The following is a 20,579-nucleotide window of genomic DNA, read 5'->3' on the forward strand; positions in this document are numbered from 1 at the left end:
AATAGGCCAGGCCTATCTGGAACGCAAACCAGTATATCGGTATGTAAAATACGCTCCTTGGATCAAAGTAATACACCTCCATCCCCTTCATCGCAAACAGAAGATAGTCCGCAAATGTTCCGTTGGTCAACAGGATATTCCCATCTGCAAGCTCGATAAGATATGCGTGGAGCTCACGTGTCTGCGACACCGCAAACAGTAACGGCAGTATAAAAAGAACACATCTCCTTAATATTCCATTTTCCATATCTCTTCCGAGAAGTCTCAGAGTCCTCATTCCCGCATCACCTCATATCTGTCCACCACATACATTCCTTTTTTATCTGTATTTCCTTCTTTCATAGAATATCCCTTCTTCTGTGCCATATGTATATAAGAACGAGTGCCGCTGCACTCACCGCAGCATACATCGTCACCATCTGGTACCTGTATGTAACCACATTCTGCAGTGGATTGACCATCTGCATGGCTGACCAGGTTCCAATCCCACGTCCCTCAAACATCACACCGGTAAATACATACAATGCGAACGGAGCCATTATCGTTGAAAATCTGCTCCCGCACCACCTCGCAAAGCACATAGCCACAAGACCTGTTATCCCTCCAAACACTGCATCGAGCAGCGTAAACAGCAGCGCATAGCACACAGGATGCTCTGCAAATATTCTCGGGAACATGTGGCAGTCTATAATTCCTGCATACAAAAATGTCAGTTTTTCCGGTCTTTTATCCGGATATATCCCCGCAGCAATGAACATGGCTATGAGCAGCGGGCACGCCACGGCTGCCGCTCCCGAAGCCGCCACAGCCGCTTCCTTTGCAATCATATAGCTTAAGCGGGACGTCTTAATACATATACTGCTTTCATATCCGGTTTTTTGATCCTGATAACACGACCCCGCATACGGAAAACACGCAATCAGTGGCAGCAGTACGTAAAACAAGCTGTTGTATGCAAACTGATAGTCTGTCCCGATCCATGTCTGGATCAAAGCCCTGCCTCTGTTAAATCCATACTGGCTGACATTAAGCCATATGTCCGCCAGCCCAATCAACGTTCCCAGAGCTACGCTTACTGCAAGCCACTTATTTCTGAACGCTCTGGTCATTTCAAATCTTAATACTCTCATATCTCAACACCACTTCATTCAATATCCAGTCTGATCATCAGCTTATCAGGTTCAAGGGTGAGTACATAATAGAAGCTCTCCCGCTCCAGGTTATCCCACGTATCCCTGCTAAATGACACCCGCGCCAGACTTGTCACATACCATATATCCTGATTCATTCCGGGCTCCAGATCATTACTTGTAAACGTATTCAGTTCCCGGCCAGAATACAAATTCACCGAACTGCACCATGTCTGTGACTCAAAGCCACACTCAGTCGCCGCCATCACAGTATCCCAATCGATCGGTTCTTCAGTTGTATTATCTACATTCAGGCGTGTACAGATAAACCGATCCTCCGGGCTCAGCACATCCACACTGTCCACATTAAAACGTGCTTTATACTCATCTATACTGTATATGCGGGTCTCCCTGCATTTTATAAGCAATCCATCCACCGATACATTCTCAGCCGCTTCTACAACTCTGGTGTCATCACTGTACGCCCTGTTAACGCTGAATATTCTTCCGCACCACAAGGTGACTGCACACAAGCTCACAACACCCAATGCCATCAGAACACCTCTCCTCATGCATATACCTCCACAAAATCTGATTCCCACCTCATGGCTTGTCATCCGCTTCCGGCTTTGGGAGTGCATCCAGATCCACAAAATCCGGAAGATCCGCCGGATTGTACGTAAAATATCCTGTGATCACCTGTCCATAATAATATTTCACGCCATCCTCCGGCTCCTGTGGCACAACAAGTCCAATCGTACATTCCATTGTCTCGTGTCCTTCCAGTCTGTATAGATAGTACCAACTGGCTCTGTCATCGCCCTCTGTGTGGACTGATTTGTCAAAGTATACCATTCCTTCTACGAACGAAACCTCACTCTCACCGGGAATCCTCTCCACAATGTCGTATGGGAACACATTCTTCACAACCGCATCCCCGGTATTCGTCAGTCTGCACTTAATAAAATACAGCTTATTGGTCTTTACCACAGTCTGCGTATGCTTATCTATCACATCCTGATACTGTGCAGTTATCTCCTCACACTCCTCAGGAGTATACGCATCCCCTGCCGACTCCTGAAATTCCTTGTATCCCGGAGCCTCCTCATACAGAGCATCCCAGTCTGTTATCTCCTCCTCCGACTCAGGCTCCGGCAGAGTCTCACTGCGAAAATATTCAACCGGATATTTATCCTCTGTTGTTATCTCGTCACCTGTGTATACATCAGCCGACAGCAGCTCTATCTTCACCGCTCCTGACATCAGCACGTTATCACCCACACCTTCTTTTTCACTTATTTTCTCTCCGGTCTTGTTTCCCGAAGCTTCGCTGTCTGTCTCTTCAGATGCCGCCTCAGACGACTTCCTTAACGCTCTGTCCTCTGGGGTTTCCCGTTTTTTCTGGAGCACATACGCCGAAGCTGCCACTGCTGCCATGATCAGCACTGCTGCCACTGTCATCACAAGATATCTTTTCTTCTTCACTTCTACTCCTCCCAACTCTGCCTTTGCCATCCGTCTTATGTCACTGCTTTAATCAGTCATAAATAGTGTAATTTCTTGTGGAATCCGGACTCCACCAGCCCTTTGAATCAGTCTGTGCTTTGACTGTCCTGTGCATCCTCAAGCCTGCATAGGCATAGCCTTTCTCGTTTACCATGTTTGTGATACTCGCCTCAATTCCAAGCGGAATAATATGCGTATCAGATTTTACTATTGGGTTTGTCCCTTTTGATGAATGCGAGCCCATTACTGTGTAACTGAGCTTTGGTCCTACTGTTGGATATACATAAACCTTTGTCTTATTATATTTACGTCTGTACGAACTATAACCATATCCGCTGTTATTGTTGCTAAAAGTAAACAGCTCGTTATCTGTATTAGAATATGATTCTTTGCATGTAACCACTGTACCTGCATTATTTGTATGTACATTCTCAGCCTTAGCAGGTGCAGCAATTCCCGCTGCTCCTGACACTGCCATCGCTCCTGCAACAGCGAACATCGCAAGCTTTGATTTCATTGACTTCTTCATAACCTTTTGTCTCTCCTATTAATTATCTGCAACAACCATATCCATACAATATAGTTATTGTAAGATTTCACCCCAAGACTCACCGCTCCAATTATCAGCACACCTGCTATACCACGAGCCTTTATCATATTTTTTCTATGTTGATTATATTTAGGTCTCTGTTTTGATGGTATAGGCGCAAATAATGCTATAACTACTATCTCCGATACCCACAATGAATTCTGCAGTTTGCTTGACAATATAATATTTTCTCCGCATGCTAACACCACGATATAAAACAATACAGTCACCGCTGTACAGCCATACCATGTTTTCATATGTATACCGCCAAGATAATTTCTTGTAAGTTCTATTGTCAATCCTGTTATTATTGCTATATCAACGTGTCCCAATATTGAAAAGAGGCCCAAAATAATTAAATATTTCTCTACCTTGTCAATAAGAAGCAGTATAGAATATTGTATTTTTACATCACGATCCTCATCGCTTCTGTATTTTCTGCCCAGCAGGATCTGTGTTAATAATATTCCCAGCTTATTGTTTAGATTATCTATTTGACCACCTCCACTTTTCTTTTATCATACAACTACTTAGATTGCAATATATTTTGCTTAATTTGTCATGAACGGTATCTATCATGTCATAAACGACAATTGACGCGGTATAAATCGTCTTTGTATAATGTTATATTATCTTTATGGAGGTTGCCATGATACATCATATCGTAGACTCTTTTTGTTATATTATTGAAATTTTATATGATCTCATCATGCTCTCATCCATTGCCGGAGTACATATAAAAGAAATGCGACATCCTGTGATAAGTGCAATTTTATACTTTTGTTTGGGAACCTTTTTTTCATCCCTGTTTCCAGGTGCGCTTGGGTGGATCATCTTATGTTCACTAGCCTATTTAACGACTCTTTTTATCTTAAATACGACTATATTTAATTCTCTAATTGCCTTCGTCATATCACACACTTTTATCCTTCTTATTCAAAATTCTATAATTCTGTTATTTTACAGAGTGAATTTTAATAATCAGATAGCCTCCTCCATCGCAGGCTCCCTGATTACTTTTTCTATTGCTTGTGCTATATGCAGGCTACTTCCATTCCATAGCTTCTACTCTCAGTTGATTAATGGCAGATTTTTATCCAAGTACCTTGTAATACATGTTTTTCTGATAATCATGCTTGAGCTGGGACTGCGTAAATACAGCACATTTAACACAATCATATATATCCCCCTCATCTCATTTTTCACCGTGATAGTCCTCATCACCGACATAGTAATCCTCAGCCAGCAACAGATCATCAGCAAGCAGCAGCACGATCTGGCAAATTACAACGTCTATCAGCCTATGATGGATGATCTGATTGAGGACGTCACGGGAAGGCAGCATGACTTTGACAATATATTGACCGGTATTCGAATGCTTCCATATACACACACCGACTACAGTTCATTAAAGGAGGCTCTTATCAGCAGTTCAGATGAGGTTATATCCGAATACAGAACCACCGAGCTTCTAAAAATCAACATGTTCGTGATCGCCGGGTTTATATACAGCAAACAAAAGCAGGCAGAAAAGGCGCACAAAAAGCTGAATATTGTCGTTCACAGCTATCTGCTCGAGAGCCGGATGCCTGAATATGAGCTGGTCAGGGTTCTGGGAATACTCATCGACAATGCACTGGAGGCCATATCTGAGCACGATAGTATGACTCTGCACCTGGATAGCCGGGACGGCAGAATCATCATCACCACTCTGAACAAAGGTCCTCTGCTAACACCCGAGATCAGAGCAAAGCTTTTCACAGCAGGCTATACCACCAAGACCTGTGATCGTCAGAAGCACGGCCTTGGTCTTTACAATCTCAGGCGTCTGGTATTTAAATATAATGGAAAAATATATCTGGAAAACGATTATCTTCTGGATGATACTCTGGTGCGTTTTGAAGTAATGGTTTAAAATACAACACATAGAAGGAAGGAGTCTTTATAATGAGAGCTTTGGTAGTTGAAGACAATGTGGCACAATTAAATGGTCTGGCAGAGATAATAGAAGAAAGCTTCCCCGACATAGAATGTCTGAAGGCCGCCTGTTATGATGATGCTCTGGCTCTGGCAGATTCGCACAGCATCCAGCTTTTTCTGCTGGATATACAGCTTGGCGCCGACCCGGATAAGGACGGAATAAAGCTGGGAGAACAATTGCGAAGAAATCCGCGTTATCAGACAACTCCTATTTTGTACGTGACAGCTCTTGTAAACGAAGCTCCCAGAGCGATCCACAAGACCAACTGCTACGATTATCTGGTCAAGCCCTACTCACAGCAGGATCTGATAGAATCTGTCTCCAAGCTTCTGAACTTTTCTCTGATCAGGGAGGAACCAATAGAGCTTACCGACAGAGATGGTGTACTTGCCAGGATCAGACCAGACAATATACTATACATTAAATCCGAGCTGCGAAACATGCATGTCCACACAACCACCGGACTATTTATATCCACAGGAACAAGACTCTCTGTATTTGCGGACTCTCTTCCATCGTATTTTGCACGCTGCCACAAGAGCTTTGTCGTAAACCTTCACCATGTGGATACCTACGACAAGGTTACCGCCATGGTATCGCTTGACACACCGGACTATCAATGGATACCGGTTGGCCGCAAATACGCCACAGAGTTTGGTCACAGACTTAAAGCTTCCACGGCTGCGCGCAAACACGTTGAACAGGCTTAACAATGATAAGGGGTATTTGAAATGCTGAATTCTATAATAGATCTCCTATGCTTTACATTGGAAACAATGAAGGATGTTATTTTTATATCTGCCCTCATCGGAAGAAAATTCCGGGATATGCGCCACCCAATTATCGGAACGGCTGCTTACCTTATACTCGGGAATACGGTATCCTTAATTTTCCCAAATGCATTTGGATGGCTGGCATTATGCCTGCTATCCTATCTCATGCTGTTGTATATTATGAAGACCAGATATTTTTATGTATTGATGGCGTATATTCTTGAATATCTGTATGCGGCTTTTCTTGAGGACATTATCATCATGGGTATGACACGTCTGGGTGCGAACAATGAGACATACTTGTCCATTTCCTGTGCTGTATTTTCATTTCTGATCTCAGTGGCTCTGTGCAGATATGCGCCTATGAACCGTGTGTTCCAAACCTTCATGGGCGGCAGTGGAATTATCAAATTCCTGTCTATTCATTTGTATGTTGTGTATATGATCGAGACCGGGCTATACAAATTCAGTTTCATCGACACTTCGGTGTATATACCTGTGATATCATGCTTTGCGGTTGTGGTCATTCTCTCGGATATCATCATTCTGGGACAGCAGCGAACCATAGGAAAGCAGCAGCACGACCTGGAATGCTTTAAAACCTATCAGCCTATGATGGCTGATCTGATAAAGGATCTGCGAAGCAAACAGCATGACTTTGACAACCATCTGACTGCAGTCAGAATGCTTCCATACACCTATAGGGATTATGAGTCTCTGAAAAATGCCCTGATAAACTATTCAGACAATATGGTATCTGAATACCGTGAGTCTGAGCTGCTTCGCATCAATCTGTCTGTTGTCGCCGGTTTTATATATAGCAAGATGATCAATGCCGAAAAGAACGGAAAGACTCTGAATGTGATAGTCAGACAGCATACATTGAAAAGCTGTATGCCCGAATATGAAATCATACGTATACTTGGAATATTAATAGACAATGCTCTGGAGGCTGTAGATGCTCCGGGATCTGCCACCCTGTCTCTTGACAGCAGTCAGAACCAGATCATCATAACCACCATGAACAAAGGTCCTGTGTTGAGCTCTGATCTTAGAAGAAATATGTTTACCTACGGCTACACAACCAAGACCATCGACAAGCAGCATCACGGATATGGTCTTCCGAACATGAAAAAGCTTGTGGATGAATATGAGGGAAAGATATGTCTGGATAACCGAACCATATCCGGACAGAATTATATTTGCTTCGAGGTGACAGTGTAACGCAGCTCATGCACATAGAAAACCGGCAGTATACAGTTGGACTTCAACTCATATACTGCCGGTTTTCTATGCTTATCTATGGTCTGCCTGTTACAGCTCTACATTCCAGAAATCCTTGATGGTTGCGAAGTAATCCTCAGGTGTCTCTGCACGGCGGATAAGCTTAAATGAGCCGTCCGGTCTGAGCAGAACCTCTGCTGACTTCAGCTTGCCGTTGTAGTTGTAGCCCATGGCAAAGCCGTGTGCTCCTGTGTCGTGGATGACAAGGATATCTCCCATGTCGATCTTTGGAAGCATTCTGTCTATAGCGAACTTATCATTGTTCTCGCACAACGAGCCTGTCACATCATACTTGTGATCGCATGGCTCATTCTCCTTGCCGAGAACTGTGATATGATGGTATGCACCGTACATGGCAGGTCTCATGAGGTTGACTGCACATGCGTCCACTCCGATGTACTCCTTGTGTGTGTGCTTCTCATGAATGGCTGTTGTAACCAGGTGCCCGTAAGGTGCCAGCATGAAACGTCCGAGCTCTGTGAAGATAGCTACATCACCCATGCCTGCCGGTACAAGCACTTCCTCATATACCTTTCTGACACCCTCGCCGATGACCATGATGTCATTTGGCTCTTTGTCCGGTGTATATGGGATTCCAACTCCGCCTGACAGGTTGATGAAGTCAAGCTTCACTCCGGTCTTCTCCTTGATCTCAACTGCTGTCTCAAACAGAATCTTTGCAAGTGTTGGATAATATTCATTTGTCACTGTATTGCTGGCAAGGAATGCATGCATTCCGAATCTCTTCACGCCCTTTGCCTTGAGGATCTTGTATGCCTCGATGATCTGATCCTTTGTCATACCATACTTTGCATCACCAGGGTTGTCCATGATGGTGGTTGATATGGAGAACTTTCCGCCCGGATTGAATCTACAGCAGATCTTCTCTGGAATTCCTGCTGCCTTCTCCAGGAAATCAATGTGTGTGAAATCGTCAAGATTGATGGTTGCGTTCAGCTTCTTTGCAAGCACGAATTCTTCGGCAGGGGTGTCATTGGACGAGAACATGATCTCATCGCCCTTAAATCCCATCTTGTCTGACATCATAAGCTCTGTCAGTGATGAACAGTCTGTTCCGCAGCCCTCTTCCTTGAGGATCTTGAGTATCGTTGGGTTCGGAGTAGCCTTTACAGCGAAATACTCCTTGAATCCTTTATTCCATGAAAACGCCTTATAAAGCTTTCGCGCATTCTCTCTGATTCCTTCTTCATCGTAAATGTGAAACGGTGTAGGGATCTCCCTGATGATCTCCTCTGCCTTTGCCTTTGTAATAAATGGTGTCTTCATCTTTTTTTGTCCTTTCTGTGCTGTATTATGGCAAGTATCCTGCATACTATGCGTTGTTCTCCGCTGCGACAAGGTTCTCACTCTTGTGCATCTTACGGAGAAGTGGCTTTTCTATCTTACCTGTAGCATTTCTCGGAACGTGCTCAAATATGATCTTCCTTGGTCTCTTGTATCTTGGAAGTTCTTTACAGAACTCGTTGATCTCCTCCTCTGTGCAGGTCATGCCATCCTTTACCTCTATGATGGCCGCTGTGATCTCTCCGAGACGGGCATCTGCGATACCGATGACTGCAACGTCCTTGATCTTCTCGTATTTGCTGAGGAAGTTCTCTATCTGTACAGGGTAGATATTCTCTCCACCACTGATTATAACATCTTTCTTTCTATCTACAAGATAAATAAATCCATCTTCGTCCTGCATAGCCATATCTCCTGTGTACAGCCAGCCATCCTTCAGGCACTCCTCTGTCGCCTTTGGATTCTTGTAGTAGCAGGTCATGACACCAGGTCCCTTGAGGATAAGCTCACCGACTGCGCCCTGCTCAACCTCTGTTCCGTCCTCATTCACGATCTTTGCCTGCCAGCCATAACCCGGCACACCGATGGCTCCGACCTTATGTATGTTCTCTACTCCCAGATGTACAGCGCCCGGTCCGATGGACTCTGAAAGTCCATAGTTCGTGTCGTACTGATGGTTAGGGAATATCTCTTTCCATTTCTTTATAAGACTCTGTGGTACAGGCTGTGCTCCGATGTGCATCAGTCTCCACTGTGACAGCTCATAATCCTCCAGATGTACATCGCCGTTCTCTATTGCAAGCAGTATATCCTGAGCCCATGGCACAAGAAGCCATACTATAGTACACTTCTCATCGCTTACCGTCTGAAGTATGGTCTTAGCACTTACGCCCTTGAGCAGAACGGCTTTGCCGCCCACTATCAGGCTTCCAAACCAGTGCATCTTGGCACCTGTGTGGTACAGAGGAGGAATACACAGGAATACATCATCCTTTGTCTGTCCGTGATGTACATTCTCGACCTTTGCCGCATGCATCAGGCTCTCATGGTTGTGCAGGATAGCCTTTGGGAATCCTGTTGTTCCAGATGAGAAATATATAGCCGCATCATCACTGTCCTTGATGTCTCTCTTCTCGAATACACTTGAGCAGTTGGATGTCAGCTTGTCATAGTCCTCCGCAAATGTAGGACAGTTGCCTCCCACATAGAAGAGGATTCTCTTCTCAGCTATCTCGTCAACGACAGCCTCTATACGTCCGATGAACTCAGGGCCAAATACAAGCACGTCGACATCCGCAAGCTCTACACAGTATTTAATCTCCTCCGCATCGTATCTGAAGTTGAACGGAACCACTATAGCTCCCGTCTTCAACACTCCGAAATATATTGGAAGCCACTCAAGGCAGTTCATCATGAGGATACCTACCTTGTCTCCCTTCTGGATTCCACGTGACACCAGAAGATTAGCAAATCTGTTTGCCTTCTCATTGAACACGCTCCATGTGATCTCTCTTCTGTACTGGCATGTAGGATTCGACTCTATGAGCTCATACTCTCTCCATGTAACCCTTCTCGTCTCCTGCACATCAGGATTTATCTCTACCAGAGCGACATCATTTCCGTATTCTCTGGCATTTCTCTCTAAGTAATCTGTGATTGGCATAACCGTAACTCCTAACCTCTCTTAATAATTGCTCTTCTTTCTCAATTAAAAGCTTTAACGCGTTAAATTGCACGCTCTTTACAGTATATCCCTCACATGGAAAATATACAATAGGCAATTACATTTGAATACTATCATAAAAAATAGTGCTGATGTATAAGTTTTTTATCACTTATACATCAGCACTATTTCTTTTTCATGGATTCATCACTCTACGCATAGAATGACGCCTTGATCATATTGATATAACTGTTCATCATCTGTGATCCCACAAATGTCGCGATCATCAGTCCTACGCTGAGCGCCGGGCCAAATGCGAAATGATCGTCCTTGCCCTTCTTTCGCCTTGCAAGAAGTATCACGCCCTGGCATCCACCTATGATAAGTCCGATGAAGAACGCTATGACCGTAGCCTTCCAGCCAAGGAAGAATCCTGCGGCAAACATGAGCTTGATATCTCCACCGCCAAATCCATCCGGAATGACCAGCACTATCAGGAACAGTGGAAGACTCACACATATCATTCCTATGAGCCTGCTCACAAGTGAGAGATCACCGCCTGTCAGAGAAAAGCCTCCTCTTGTGAATATGGATATAACTCCAAGCACCAGTATGCATACATTCAGCACAAATGGTATCTCCATGGTGTCCGCGTCTATGAATGTGATGATAGTCAGCAGTGCAAAGAACAGGAATACCGTGACCGCCTCAAGGCTCACATCAAACTGCCACACCATCAGCACTCCGAACACTCCACCAAGTATCTGTATGAACAGGCATCTCGGAGAAAACTTCTCAAAACTCTTCGGCTTTCCCTTAAAAATATTCTCATTGTTCGGCAGCTTGAGTATGATCTCATTCGCCAGAGTAAACAACACCACCCCAAGTAAAAACGCAACTATACAAGCCGCTACATTAATTGAATTCATAAATATAAAATCCCTTCTACATAAGTATTACCATGCACCGATAAAGTCTCTTTAACTTCTTGTCTTATGCAATGTAAGACCCATCCACAAATATAAATCTCCTTCTCAGACAGGTGAGCGCCTATTCAGTTGTCGGACTCAGCAACGGGCGTTCTCATGATATCCAAATCAGGGAATACGAGGCCGTCGGCACTTGGCAATCGCTTGCGGAGCCTTATGTGCCGCTACGCGCCGAAGTTAAGCGCAAGCGACCCTGATTGGATATATGAGAACCCCGATGCGTCCGTCTTACGTACGCTCACCGTCCGTCACCTACTGCTCACGATGGTCGATGACACGCTGTGTCTTCTTCTCACTTCTAGGCAGCGTTCCAACAGGGACAACAGTAATCTTCGGTGTAACTCCGATCCTTGACTTGAACAGATCTCTGATCTGACGTCCTGTCTGCTCAAAATCTACACGTCCCTCGGCCTCAACTGTAACCAGCATGATATCCTTATTGGCAGGCTCGTCATGGGCTATATTTATGGTGTACTCACTTGGGACTCCATCCACAAGTGCAAGCAGCTCCTCAACCTGACTTGGGAACATATTTACGCCGTGTACCTTGAACATATCATCACTTCTGCCCTTGATGATATCCAGTCTAGGATGCTTTCTTCCGCATGGACACTCACCCGGAATGATCCTTGATATATCGTGTGTCCTGAAACGGATGAGCGGAGCCCCCTCCTTAACCAGAGTAGTGATAACTATCTCTCCCTCCTCTCCGTCAGGGAGAGTCTTTCCGGTCTTCGGATCTATTATCTCTATATAAACATAATCATCCCAATAGTGCATTCCATTCTGGGCATCGCAGCTTATTCCGATACCAGGCCCATAGATCTCTGTAAGTCCATATATATCATACAGCTCTATTCCAAGCTTCTCTTTTATATACTCTCTCTTCTTCTCACTCCAACGTTCTGAGCCAAATACGCCCTTCTTCAAATGTATCTTATCCTTAAGCCCTCTCTTATCTATCTCTTCGGCAAGAAGAAGTGCGTATGATGACGTTGCTGTGAGAACTGTACTTTCAAGATCGATCATCATCTGTAACTGTTTGTCAGTATTTCCAGGGCCCATAGGAATTACCATGGCACCAAGCTTCTCCGCGCCTGCCTGAAATCCTATTCCGGCTGTCCACAGACCATATCCCGGTGTGATATGTACTCGGTCTTTCTTTGTCACTCCGGCTGTCTCGTAGCATCTTGCGAACATGGTTGCCCAGTCATCGACATCCTTTGCTGTATAAGGTATGATAACCGGCTTTCCTGTTGTTCCTGAAGATGAATGGATACGTACCACTTCCTCATCCGGAACAGCCTGTATTCCCAGTGGATAAGCATTTCTCAGATCATCCTTGCTTGAAAACGGAAGCTCCTCAAATGCCTCCTGACTTGTCACATCTGTTATACCAAGCTCTCTGTACTTCTTACCATAATAGCTGTCAGTCTTTACAAGTCTTTTTATCTGAGCGTCCACCTGACTGAGCTGTGTGTCATTTAACTTCATAATTTTTACTCTCCTTTTTCCCTTCGGTCAGCCCATCGCCAACTACATCTTCATCGCATATTCAAATACTTTCTTGTTCACCTCTACAAACTTCGGATTCACTCCATTCTCAATAGCTGAAATTATATCCGCCTCGTAAAGTCCAAGTCTACCGCTGGCTGCTGCAACTCCAAGAAGTGCTATGTTGTAGAACTTTGCCGAACCAAATTCACGGCTTATCGCCGCGCCGTCCATGACTATACAATCGCATTTATCCTTCAGGTAGTCAAGCATCGGCTGCGCCTCGTAGCCTGAATTCATAAGCGAGTCAGTCGCCGGTTTCACCGGGACGTTATTGGTGATGACGATTCCTCCCTTTTTCAGATAAGCCAGATTGCGCACCGCCTCTGCAGGCTCAAACGCAAGTATAATGTCAGCACCGCCCTGGGCTATGAGTGGCGAATACGCCTCACCGATCCTCACATGGCTCGTGACACTTCCGCCTCTCTGCGCCATTCCTATGGTCTCCGCCGAATGTACCGTCTCGCCCTTTGCCATATAAGCCGATGCGATGAGCTTGGACGCAAGAACCGTTCCCTGTCCGCCTACTCCGCAGACCAGAATATCTTTATTCATTGCAAGCACCTCCTATCGCCCCCACCGGACAGATCTGTGAACAAAGACCGCATCCCGTACACAGGCTTTCATCTATCGCCACCTTACCATCCTTCAGGATTATCGCAGGGCAGCCTATCTCTCTGATACATTTCTTACACTGTATACACTTTTCGGATATCTCCATCTTGCCAGACGGCTTGGTGATGGCTATACATGGCGACTTGAAAATGATCGCTTTGACTCCTCTGATATCCGCACACTCCTTAACTGCTGCCACGCTCGCCTCAAGATCAAGCGGATCAACAGTGACTATCTTCTTCACTCCGATTCCTTCAAGAACCTTCTGTATACTCACCTTGTCCACGAACTGGCCCATCATGTTGCGTCCTGTTCCCGGATGTGGCTGGTGTCCCGTCATGGCTGTGGTCGAATTGTCCAGCACGCACAGGATCATATTTGCATCATTGTACACTGCATTTACCACGCCGGTCATACCAGACGCGAAGAATGTGGAATCTCCCACAAATGCAAAGCACACGCCATCTTCATCCACCCAGTGGAAGCCCTGCGCCATGGTGATTCCGGCACCCATGCACAGACAGGTATCCACCATGTCAAGCGGCATGGCATTTCCAAGTGTATAGCATCCGATATCTCCGCAGAAGTAGCTTTTTCTTCCGGCCATCGCCTTCTTTACCGCGTAGAATGACGCTCTGTGAGGGCATCCCGCACACAGCACCGGAGGCCTCACAGGAAGCTCTGGTGCATCTGACACATCCACCTGGGAAGTCTTCTCAAGGTCAAGAAAATCGCACAGGATATCCGCAGCCTTGTTGGTAGAAAGCTCTCCGCTCGCCGGCACATCCCCGGTCTGCTTTCCTCTGACATCTATATCCATATGATATTTGCCTGCAAGGCGTAATATCTGATTCTCTATGTATGGGCTGAGCTCCTCAAGACACATGACCTCCGTCACTCCGTCCAGCGCATTCTTCACGAACTGCTCAGGGAACGGATGCGGGGTTGCTATACGGACCAGCTTCACATCAGGCACGTTCTTAAGTGTCTCCTTTGCATAGCAGTAGCTGATTCCCGATGCAAATACCGCCTTGCTGCCGCTGCCCTCCACCGTATTCATGGAGTAGCTGCCGAAGTCATCCCCAATCTCCACATTTCTTTTTTCTATCATGGCATGATTGGCAAATGACAATCTCGGGAAGATGACCCATTTCTTTGAATCCTTTACAAATCCCTCATATTCCTTTGCCTTCCACTCGTCTTTTACCTCTATGGATGCGTATGCATGACACACTCTGGTTGTCGGTCTGAACAAAACCGGCGTCTTGTATTTCTCCGAGTAGTCAAATGCATCCTGTATCATCTGATACGCCTCCTCAGGAGTCGACGGGTCAAATACCGGAATCCTGCAGAAGTCTGCAAACATCCTCGTATCCTGCTCCGTCTGTGACGATATCGGTCCCGGATCGTCCGCAGACACGATGACCATTCCGCCCTTTATCCCGACATACGCCAGCGACATAAGCGGATCCGATGCCACGTTGAGTCCCACCTGTTTCATGGTCACAAGTGTCCTCGCTCCACTGTATGATGCACTGGCAGCAACCTCCATGGCCGCTTTCTCATTTACCGACCACTCAACATGGACTCCGTCATGCGGGTATTTTGCTACTGTCTCAAGTATCTCTGAGGATGGAGTGCCCGGGTATCCGGCAACCAAATTGATTCCGGCTGCAAGAGCGCCAAGGGCGATCGCTCCATTTCCCATTACATATTCTTTCTTCATCTTAATTCCCTTCCAATCCTGTTTTAGAGCTTATATTCTGATATTATACCCTCTGCGGGTTTTAATGACAATAATTATTCGGAGCGGCAATTAAAACGGGGCTTTTTGCCAAAATAAAATAGTAAAAAACGGGGCAAAATAATCTCATAGCAATTGAAAAAACGGGGCAAATATACCAAGTTTGAAGTCAACTTCATTGATCAACCGGATATGGTATCTTATCTAAATGCAGAAATGAGTGCAGAAGAATTTCTGGTTAAACTGAAAATGATCATGCCCGAAGATTGTAAGGAGCACGAAACGGTTGTTTTTTTTGATGAAATTCAAAAATGCCCAGAAATAGTAACAAAAATAAAATTTCTGGTAGACGAGGGCAGTTATAAATATGTCATGAGCGGCTCACTATTGGGTGTGGAACTTAAAGGAATTGCATCTGCCCCAGTCGGGTATCTGACAGTTTTAAGAATGTATCCCATGGATTTTGAAGAATTTATGGTGGCAAATAATGTCTCAGCAACAACCTTGAATATGTTAGAGGATAAATTTAAAACAGCCAGCCCGGTTGATGAATTTATACACAAAAAGCTTCTGTCAATGTTCTTTGTGTATCTTATTGTCGGTGGAATGCCGGATGCTGTCAAAGCTTATATAAATACCAAAGATATTCGGGAAGTCGATAAAGTTCAACGGGATATTACAACTCTTTACAAGGAAGATTTTTCACAATATGAGCTTGAAGACAAAAAGTTAAAGGTGAAATCTATATATGAGATTATTCCGGCTGAGCTGAACAAGCAAAATAAGAAGTTTGTATTTACCATGTTGGATAAAGAATTGAAATTTAATCGATATGAAAACAGCTTTTTATGGTTAAAAGATGCAGGCGTGGCGTTGCCTGTTTACAATGTAGATGCGCCGGTAATCCCACTTCTGGCGAGCAAGAGCAGTAATGTGTTCAGACTTTTCTCGAGTGACATCGGTCTGCTGACCAGCGCTTATCCGGCAGAAACTAAAGTTGAGCTGATAAATAAAAACGGAGAGGTCAACAATGGTGCTCATTTTGAAAATGCAGTCGCACAGCAATTGGTTGCCAATGGTTTCGAACCTTATTTCTGTAAAAAGCAGAAAATCGGAGAGATGGATTTCGCAATAGAAATGAATGGTCAGGTTGTTCCAATTGAAGTTAAATCGGGAAAGGCTTATAAATCGGACAAAGCGTTGGATAATTTTATGAAAGTTCCGGATTATCATCTTGAAAAAGCATATGTTTTATCAATTGGATACGTGGAGACAGATGGTGCTATAACATATCTTCCAATCTATATGTGCTATTTATTAAGAGAGCAAAAACTGGAACAGATGATCATAGAGTTAGATACAACGGGATTGTAAAATATATATTCTGCGTGGCTTTTGACAATTCTGCGTGGCTTTTGACAACATCATAACACACATGTTGACTCATTCAACAAATAAAAATATAATTACATGGTTACTATAATTTGACAGTTGTAAAACAGGAGAATGACTATGAATAACAGACCATTTGCAGGAAGAACTGCAGCCGTTATAGATCTGGCAAAGCTCAGGAGCAATATTGCCAACATAAAATCAAGACTGAAACCGGGTGTTGAATTTATCGCAGTCATGAAGGGCGATGGATACCGCCACGGCATTGCAGGACTTTACCCGACACTCAAGGAATGTGGCATAGACAGCTACGCCGTTGCCATCTGGGAAGAGGGAAAGATGCTCAGGGACGCGGGGGCCACAGAGTCTATCCTTATCCTCGGCGATACAGCAGATGACATGCTGGACGAGGCCGCAAAGTACGACCTTGATCTCACTGTCTTTTCAATGGAGGGTGCTGAGAACATGGCTGCCGCTGCAAGAAGAGCCGGCAAGAAACAGAATGTCCAGATAAAGCTGAACACCGGTATGAACCGAATAGGATTCCCGGTATGTCAGGAATCATTTGACACTATAAAGAAAATCTGCGAGATGGACGACCTGAACGTAACAGGTATATTTACACATTTTGCAAGGGCAGATGAGGGGGATCACACAAGTGCAAGAAAGCAGCTTGATCTATATCTCCACGCCGTAAATGAACTTGAGAAGATGGGGGTTGTCATACCAAAACACCACGTAGCCAACAGCCCTGCCATACTGATGCTGCCTGAGGCACAGCTCGACGCAGTCAGATGCGGTGATATCCTCTATGGTCTCACTCCTTCTGATGATTTTGACTGGAAGAATTCAGGACTTCAGGAGATCCTCAGCTGGTACACATACGTTGCCATGGTGAAGGAGGTTCCTACCGGATCTGAGATTGGATACGGCGGAACTTTTGTCACTGAAAGACCTACAAAGATCGCCACACTTCCGGTAGGATTTGCAGACGGCTACAGCCGTTACCTGTCCAACAAGGGCAAGGTCATCATAAATGGTCATGAGGCGCCGATCATCGGACGCGTATGTATGGATCAGTGCATGGCGGACGTCACAGACATCCCGGATGTACAGCGCGGCGACACTGTAACCCTTCTCGGTGAGGGCATGTCCATCGAGGACATGGCAAATATGCTTGACACGAATGTGGATGTGATCGTGTGCAACATATCGGTAAGGGTTCCGAGGGTGTATATAAATGGGGATATCTGATCGGCAGTATTGGGGAAAGGGAGATTTGTAAATGTTTCATTTGAACGACATATTAATATTTTTATTTTTCGGTATAGTCGCATTTGTTATACCCGGAACTTTAACAGTCTGGAATATTTACAATTGTTTTTCTGCCAAACCAAAAAAGGAAAAGCTTATCTCAACCGTAACCGTTCTGGTTGGCGGCCTGTTATATCTGATGCTGTTTGCGATAACGTATGATACAGCCGGCGACTGGTATGAACAGGTTAATACTATGCAATTTCACTATGTGATTTCTTCCGGGTATTGGGGAATTTCCTGGGTTGCTTTATTAGGATTTGCTGCATATTTTGTGTTGTTATACATAAATGCAGACCGACTGCCGCCATTAGTATCCGCGGCTGCAATTTCCTTTATTATCCTGCTTAATATATTGCAGATTACGTTTGCTGTTCAGTTATCTAAAAATATCAATAATCCCTTAGAATTGTCATTTTATGTTTATCATTTCAACATATTGCTGTTATCTGCAAGAGCAATTCAGAGGCATATGCTGCAACAGGTAGAAATCTTTAAAAACAGAGCAGCAGCACAGGATAACAATATACGTTTCAAGAAATTTTACGATATCATTAACAGCTTATCCAGGTACACCTTTGTAATTTTTGTTGCACTGTTTCTGGTTGTGGCAATTATCGAGATTATATTTGTCCTAATTGGTCAGGGACTGGATGCTCCGATTAAGGCATTTACAGATACTGCAGATTGGACATTTTCAAAGCAGACACCACCACCGCCATCAGATTACGAAGGACATTATCTTTGTACGGTAGCCGCCGGTGGGCACAAAAAAGTTGTGAAACCGCTTAGATTTGGAAGCAGGAGAGGTGCAACGATCATTGTAAACAGGCAATTATGTATTGCCAACGCATTTGAAGAAGTGATTCAGATAAAATTTCCAAGTTTTCACAGGATGGTTCGCCACATATATGATACATACGGCTATCCACTGTCGAAACTCATAACAAATCCTCTTAGAGCAGATGTTGTTTATATTATAATGAAACCATTGGAATGGATATTTTTATTATTCTTATATCTGGTTGATGTCAGACCGGAACAGAGAATAAGAAACCAGTATGTTTTACAATTCAAAAGATAAGGTGTGAATATGGGGAGTGTTATTTCCATCATGTCTATTATTATCTCCATCATTTATTGATAAAATGATGGAGATAAATCTGAAATGAAGGAGATTTTTAAGCAAGAAGTGTCAGGTACAGATAATCTTTTGTTCATCCGTACCTGACACCAATTTTCGACATGTGCACCCCCTCTTTTCTGTTCAACCTACTCTTCCTTCGAGCTGGATGTCGATCCTTTATCTATTCTCTTTATTGCGTTTCTTATAATCTCTTTTGCTTTATCCTCATTGTTCGTTTCAAGTAGTGCGAGGATACTATCAAGTAAAATACATAACTCCTGATTTTGCATTTCTTCCATCCTTTCCACCGCCTTTCTTTATCTGAAGTATAGTGGCTTTATTTGTTGTTTTCAAGCTCTTTTCCATCCTTTATTCCCTGTTCCATCCTGATCTTGTACTCCATCAGACGCAAGAGATAATCCGGCATCTTGCGGTTTCCAAGTTCCCAATCCTGAACTGTCCTATATGGTATCTCGAAATACTCACAAAACTCCTTTCTGGTCATACCAGTGCTTTCTCTAAGCTCTACTAGATAGTCTTTACTGTCCATATCGCACTCTCCTTTGACTACATATCTCCCGTTAGCATGTTACTTTTGTGCCCGCGTTGCGTATATTGCACATTTATATTATCATACGCATTGTGTATATGCAAGTTGTTTTTCGCCATATTACATAAAAATTAAAAAGTGTCAGGTACAGATAAACTTTTGTTTATCCGCACCTGACACCAATCTACCTCCGTTTTCTATTTCATCACCGCATTATACACATCCCTCTTAGGGACTCCGCGGTCTACAGCTGCCTGCTTGATCGCATCCTTCTTGGACATACCCTGATCAACGTACATCTGGACATGTTCCTCCACGGACATAGCCTCGAACGAGTTCTTCTTCTCCTCCTCAAGTTTCTTCACATCAAGCCCCTCTATCACGATAACGAATTCTCCTCTTGGATCTTCCTCCTCGTAGCGGGCTATCGCCTGTGAAAGCATCATTGGTTCTATCGTCTCATGTTTCTTGGTGATCTCTCTGGCAAGTGTTATATGCCTGTCACCGAGAGCCTCCATGAGTTCCGCCAAAGTCTTCTTCAGCTTGTGTGGAGCCTCATACATCACCATAGTCCTCGTCTCTCGCTTCATCTCCTCAAGCACTCTTGTTCTATCCTTCTTGTCATACGGCAGAAACGCCTCAAATGCAAATCTTCTGGTCGAAAGTCCTGAGCTGATGAGCGCCGATATACATGCACACGCCCCCGGCACCGGTGTAACCTCAAGCCCTGCGGCAAGAGCCTGTCTCACAAGCTCCTCCCCGGGATCAGATATACCCGGAGTTCCGGCATCAGTGATAACTGCAACGCTTTGTCCCTGCTGCATCTTCTCAACGAGAACCTTCGCCTTGTCGTATTTATTGTATTCATGATAACTCGTCATGGGAGTCTTGATCTCGAAATGATTGAGCAGCTTGATACTGTTCCTCGTATCCTCCGCCGCTATCACATCCACCTCGGAAAGAACCCTGACGGCTCTATATGTCATATCCTCAAGATTTCCTATGGGTGTTGCCACCAGATATAATTTGCCTGCCATATATAAACCTCACTATCTGTAATATGT

21 protein-coding genes are annotated in these 20,579 nt (G+C 44.4%); 6 read left to right on the forward strand and 15 right to left on the reverse strand.

Annotated elements, in window-relative coordinates:
* The 6 genes from CCU_RS08740 to CCU_RS14965 form a co-directional block, all read right to left on the reverse strand.
* On the reverse strand, nt 1-277 hold a 277-nt coding region (locus CCU_RS08740), incomplete at its 3' end, for a hypothetical protein (RefSeq protein ID WP_208896128.1).
* 61 nt (nt 278-338) lie between these two features.
* Nucleotides 339-1,130 (reverse strand): hypothetical protein, encoded by a 792-nt coding sequence (locus tag CCU_RS08745; protein ID WP_015534349.1) that lies wholly within the window; start codon nt 1,128-1,130, stop codon nt 339-341.
* A gap of 14 nt (nt 1,131-1,144) precedes the next feature.
* Nucleotides 1,145-1,684 carry a hypothetical protein gene (locus CCU_RS08750; protein ID WP_022217451.1) on the reverse strand — a complete coding sequence of 180 codons (540 nt, stop codon included), beginning with the start codon at nt 1,682-1,684 and terminating at the stop codon, nt 1,145-1,147.
* A 49-nt stretch (nt 1,685-1,733) separates the two neighbouring features.
* The gene (locus tag CCU_RS08755) at nt 1,734-2,615 is read right to left on the reverse strand and encodes a hypothetical protein (RefSeq protein ID WP_238051178.1); all 882 of its coding nucleotides are present in this window, start codon (nt 2,613-2,615) and stop codon (nt 1,734-1,736) included.
* Nucleotides 2,616-2,667: 52 nt separating this feature from the next.
* Nucleotides 2,668-3,165, reverse strand: coding sequence for a hypothetical protein (locus tag CCU_RS08760; protein WP_015534352.1), 498 nt, complete (start codon nt 3,163-3,165; stop codon nt 2,668-2,670).
* Nucleotides 3,162-3,719 carry an accessory gene regulator B family protein gene (locus tag CCU_RS14965; RefSeq protein ID WP_208896369.1) on the reverse strand — a complete coding sequence of 186 codons (558 nt, stop codon included), beginning with the start codon at nt 3,717-3,719 and terminating at the stop codon, nt 3,162-3,164. The genes CCU_RS08760 and CCU_RS14965 overlap by 4 nt, the downstream gene beginning before the upstream one ends.
* A 638-nt stretch (nt 3,720-4,357) precedes the next feature.
* Between CCU_RS14965 and CCU_RS08770 the strand changes: the two genes are divergently transcribed.
* From CCU_RS08770 to CCU_RS08780, 3 genes are all read left to right on the forward strand, one after another.
* Nucleotides 4,358-5,140 carry a sensor histidine kinase gene (locus tag CCU_RS08770; RefSeq protein ID WP_015534354.1) on the forward strand — a complete coding sequence of 261 codons (783 nt, stop codon included), beginning with the start codon at nt 4,358-4,360 and terminating at the stop codon, nt 5,138-5,140.
* Nucleotides 5,141-5,172: 32 nt separating this feature from the next.
* A complete protein-coding gene (locus CCU_RS08775; protein ID WP_015534355.1) occupies nt 5,173-5,916 on the forward strand; it encodes a LytR/AlgR family response regulator transcription factor in 744 nt (247 codons plus the stop codon).
* A gap of 243 nt (nt 5,917-6,159) precedes the next feature.
* Nucleotides 6,160-7,203: a sensor histidine kinase gene (locus CCU_RS08780; protein ID WP_243440881.1), complete on the forward strand. Its 1,044-nt coding sequence runs from the start codon at nt 6,160-6,162 to the stop codon at nt 7,201-7,203.
* Nucleotides 7,204-7,293: 90 nt separating this feature from the next.
* Here CCU_RS08780 and CCU_RS08785 read toward each other — a convergent pair whose 3' ends face one another.
* The 6 genes from CCU_RS08785 to iorA form a co-directional block, all read right to left on the reverse strand.
* Nucleotides 7,294-8,550, reverse strand: a complete 1,257-nt coding sequence (locus tag CCU_RS08785) for a diaminopimelate decarboxylase (protein WP_055146098.1) — start codon at nt 8,548-8,550, stop codon at nt 7,294-7,296.
* A gap of 46 nt (nt 8,551-8,596) precedes the next feature.
* A complete protein-coding gene (locus CCU_RS08790; RefSeq protein WP_015534358.1) occupies nt 8,597-10,231 on the reverse strand; it encodes a class I adenylate-forming enzyme family protein in 1,635 nt (544 codons plus the stop codon).
* Nucleotides 10,232-10,443: 212 nt separating this feature from the next.
* Nucleotides 10,444-11,160: a prepilin peptidase gene (locus CCU_RS08795; protein WP_015534359.1), complete on the reverse strand. Its 717-nt coding sequence runs from the start codon at nt 11,158-11,160 to the stop codon at nt 10,444-10,446.
* A gap of 312 nt (nt 11,161-11,472) precedes the next feature.
* Entirely contained in the window at nt 11,473-12,714 is a 1,242-nt protein-coding gene (locus CCU_RS08800; RefSeq protein WP_015534360.1) for a phenylacetate--CoA ligase family protein, read from the reverse strand.
* Between the two features lie 42 nt (nt 12,715-12,756).
* Entirely contained in the window at nt 12,757-13,329 is a 573-nt protein-coding gene (locus tag CCU_RS08805; RefSeq protein WP_015534361.1) for an indolepyruvate oxidoreductase subunit beta, read from the reverse strand.
* A complete protein-coding gene (gene iorA / locus CCU_RS08810) occupies nt 13,322-15,115 on the reverse strand; it encodes an indolepyruvate ferredoxin oxidoreductase subunit alpha (RefSeq protein ID WP_015534362.1) in 1,794 nt (597 codons plus the stop codon). Before iorA ends, CCU_RS08805 begins: the two co-directional genes overlap by 8 nt.
* 210 nt (nt 15,116-15,325) lie before the next feature.
* Here iorA and CCU_RS08815 point away from each other — a divergent pair, with 210 nt between their 5' ends.
* The 3 genes from CCU_RS08815 to CCU_RS08825 all read left to right on the forward strand — a co-directional run bounded on the left by CCU_RS08815 (nt 15,326) and on the right by CCU_RS08825 (nt 18,923).
* Nucleotides 15,326-16,507, forward strand: a complete 1,182-nt coding sequence (locus tag CCU_RS08815) for an ATP-binding protein (protein ID WP_256364710.1) — start codon at nt 15,326-15,328, stop codon at nt 16,505-16,507.
* 138 nt (nt 16,508-16,645) lie between these two features.
* Entirely contained in the window at nt 16,646-17,779 is a 1,134-nt protein-coding gene (gene alr, locus CCU_RS08820; protein WP_015534363.1) for an alanine racemase, read from the forward strand.
* A 31-nt stretch (nt 17,780-17,810) separates the two neighbouring features.
* Nucleotides 17,811-18,923, forward strand: a complete 1,113-nt coding sequence (locus CCU_RS08825; RefSeq protein WP_015534364.1) for a DUF6688 domain-containing protein — start codon at nt 17,811-17,813, stop codon at nt 18,921-18,923.
* 188 nt (nt 18,924-19,111) lie between these two features.
* Here the strand turns inward: CCU_RS08825 and CCU_RS08830 are convergent, their stop codons facing one another.
* The 3 genes from CCU_RS08830 to rsmI all read right to left on the reverse strand — a co-directional run bounded on the left by CCU_RS08830 (nt 19,112) and on the right by rsmI (nt 20,552).
* The gene (locus tag CCU_RS08830) at nt 19,112-19,264 is read right to left on the reverse strand and encodes a hypothetical protein (RefSeq protein ID WP_015534365.1); all 153 of its coding nucleotides are present in this window, start codon (nt 19,262-19,264) and stop codon (nt 19,112-19,114) included.
* Between the two features lie 38 nt (nt 19,265-19,302).
* Nucleotides 19,303-19,515: a helix-turn-helix domain-containing protein gene (locus CCU_RS08835; protein ID WP_015534366.1), complete on the reverse strand. Its 213-nt coding sequence runs from the start codon at nt 19,513-19,515 to the stop codon at nt 19,303-19,305.
* Between the two features lie 197 nt (nt 19,516-19,712).
* A complete protein-coding gene (rsmI, locus tag CCU_RS08840) occupies nt 19,713-20,552 on the reverse strand; it encodes a 16S rRNA (cytidine(1402)-2'-O)-methyltransferase (RefSeq protein ID WP_015534367.1) in 840 nt (279 codons plus the stop codon).
* Nucleotides 20,553-20,579 lie beyond the last annotated feature (27 nt).

The sequence above is a fragment of the Coprococcus sp. ART55/1 genome, from assembly GCF_000210595.1.
GTDB lineage: Bacteria > Bacillota > Clostridia > Lachnospirales > Lachnospiraceae > Coprococcus > Coprococcus aceti.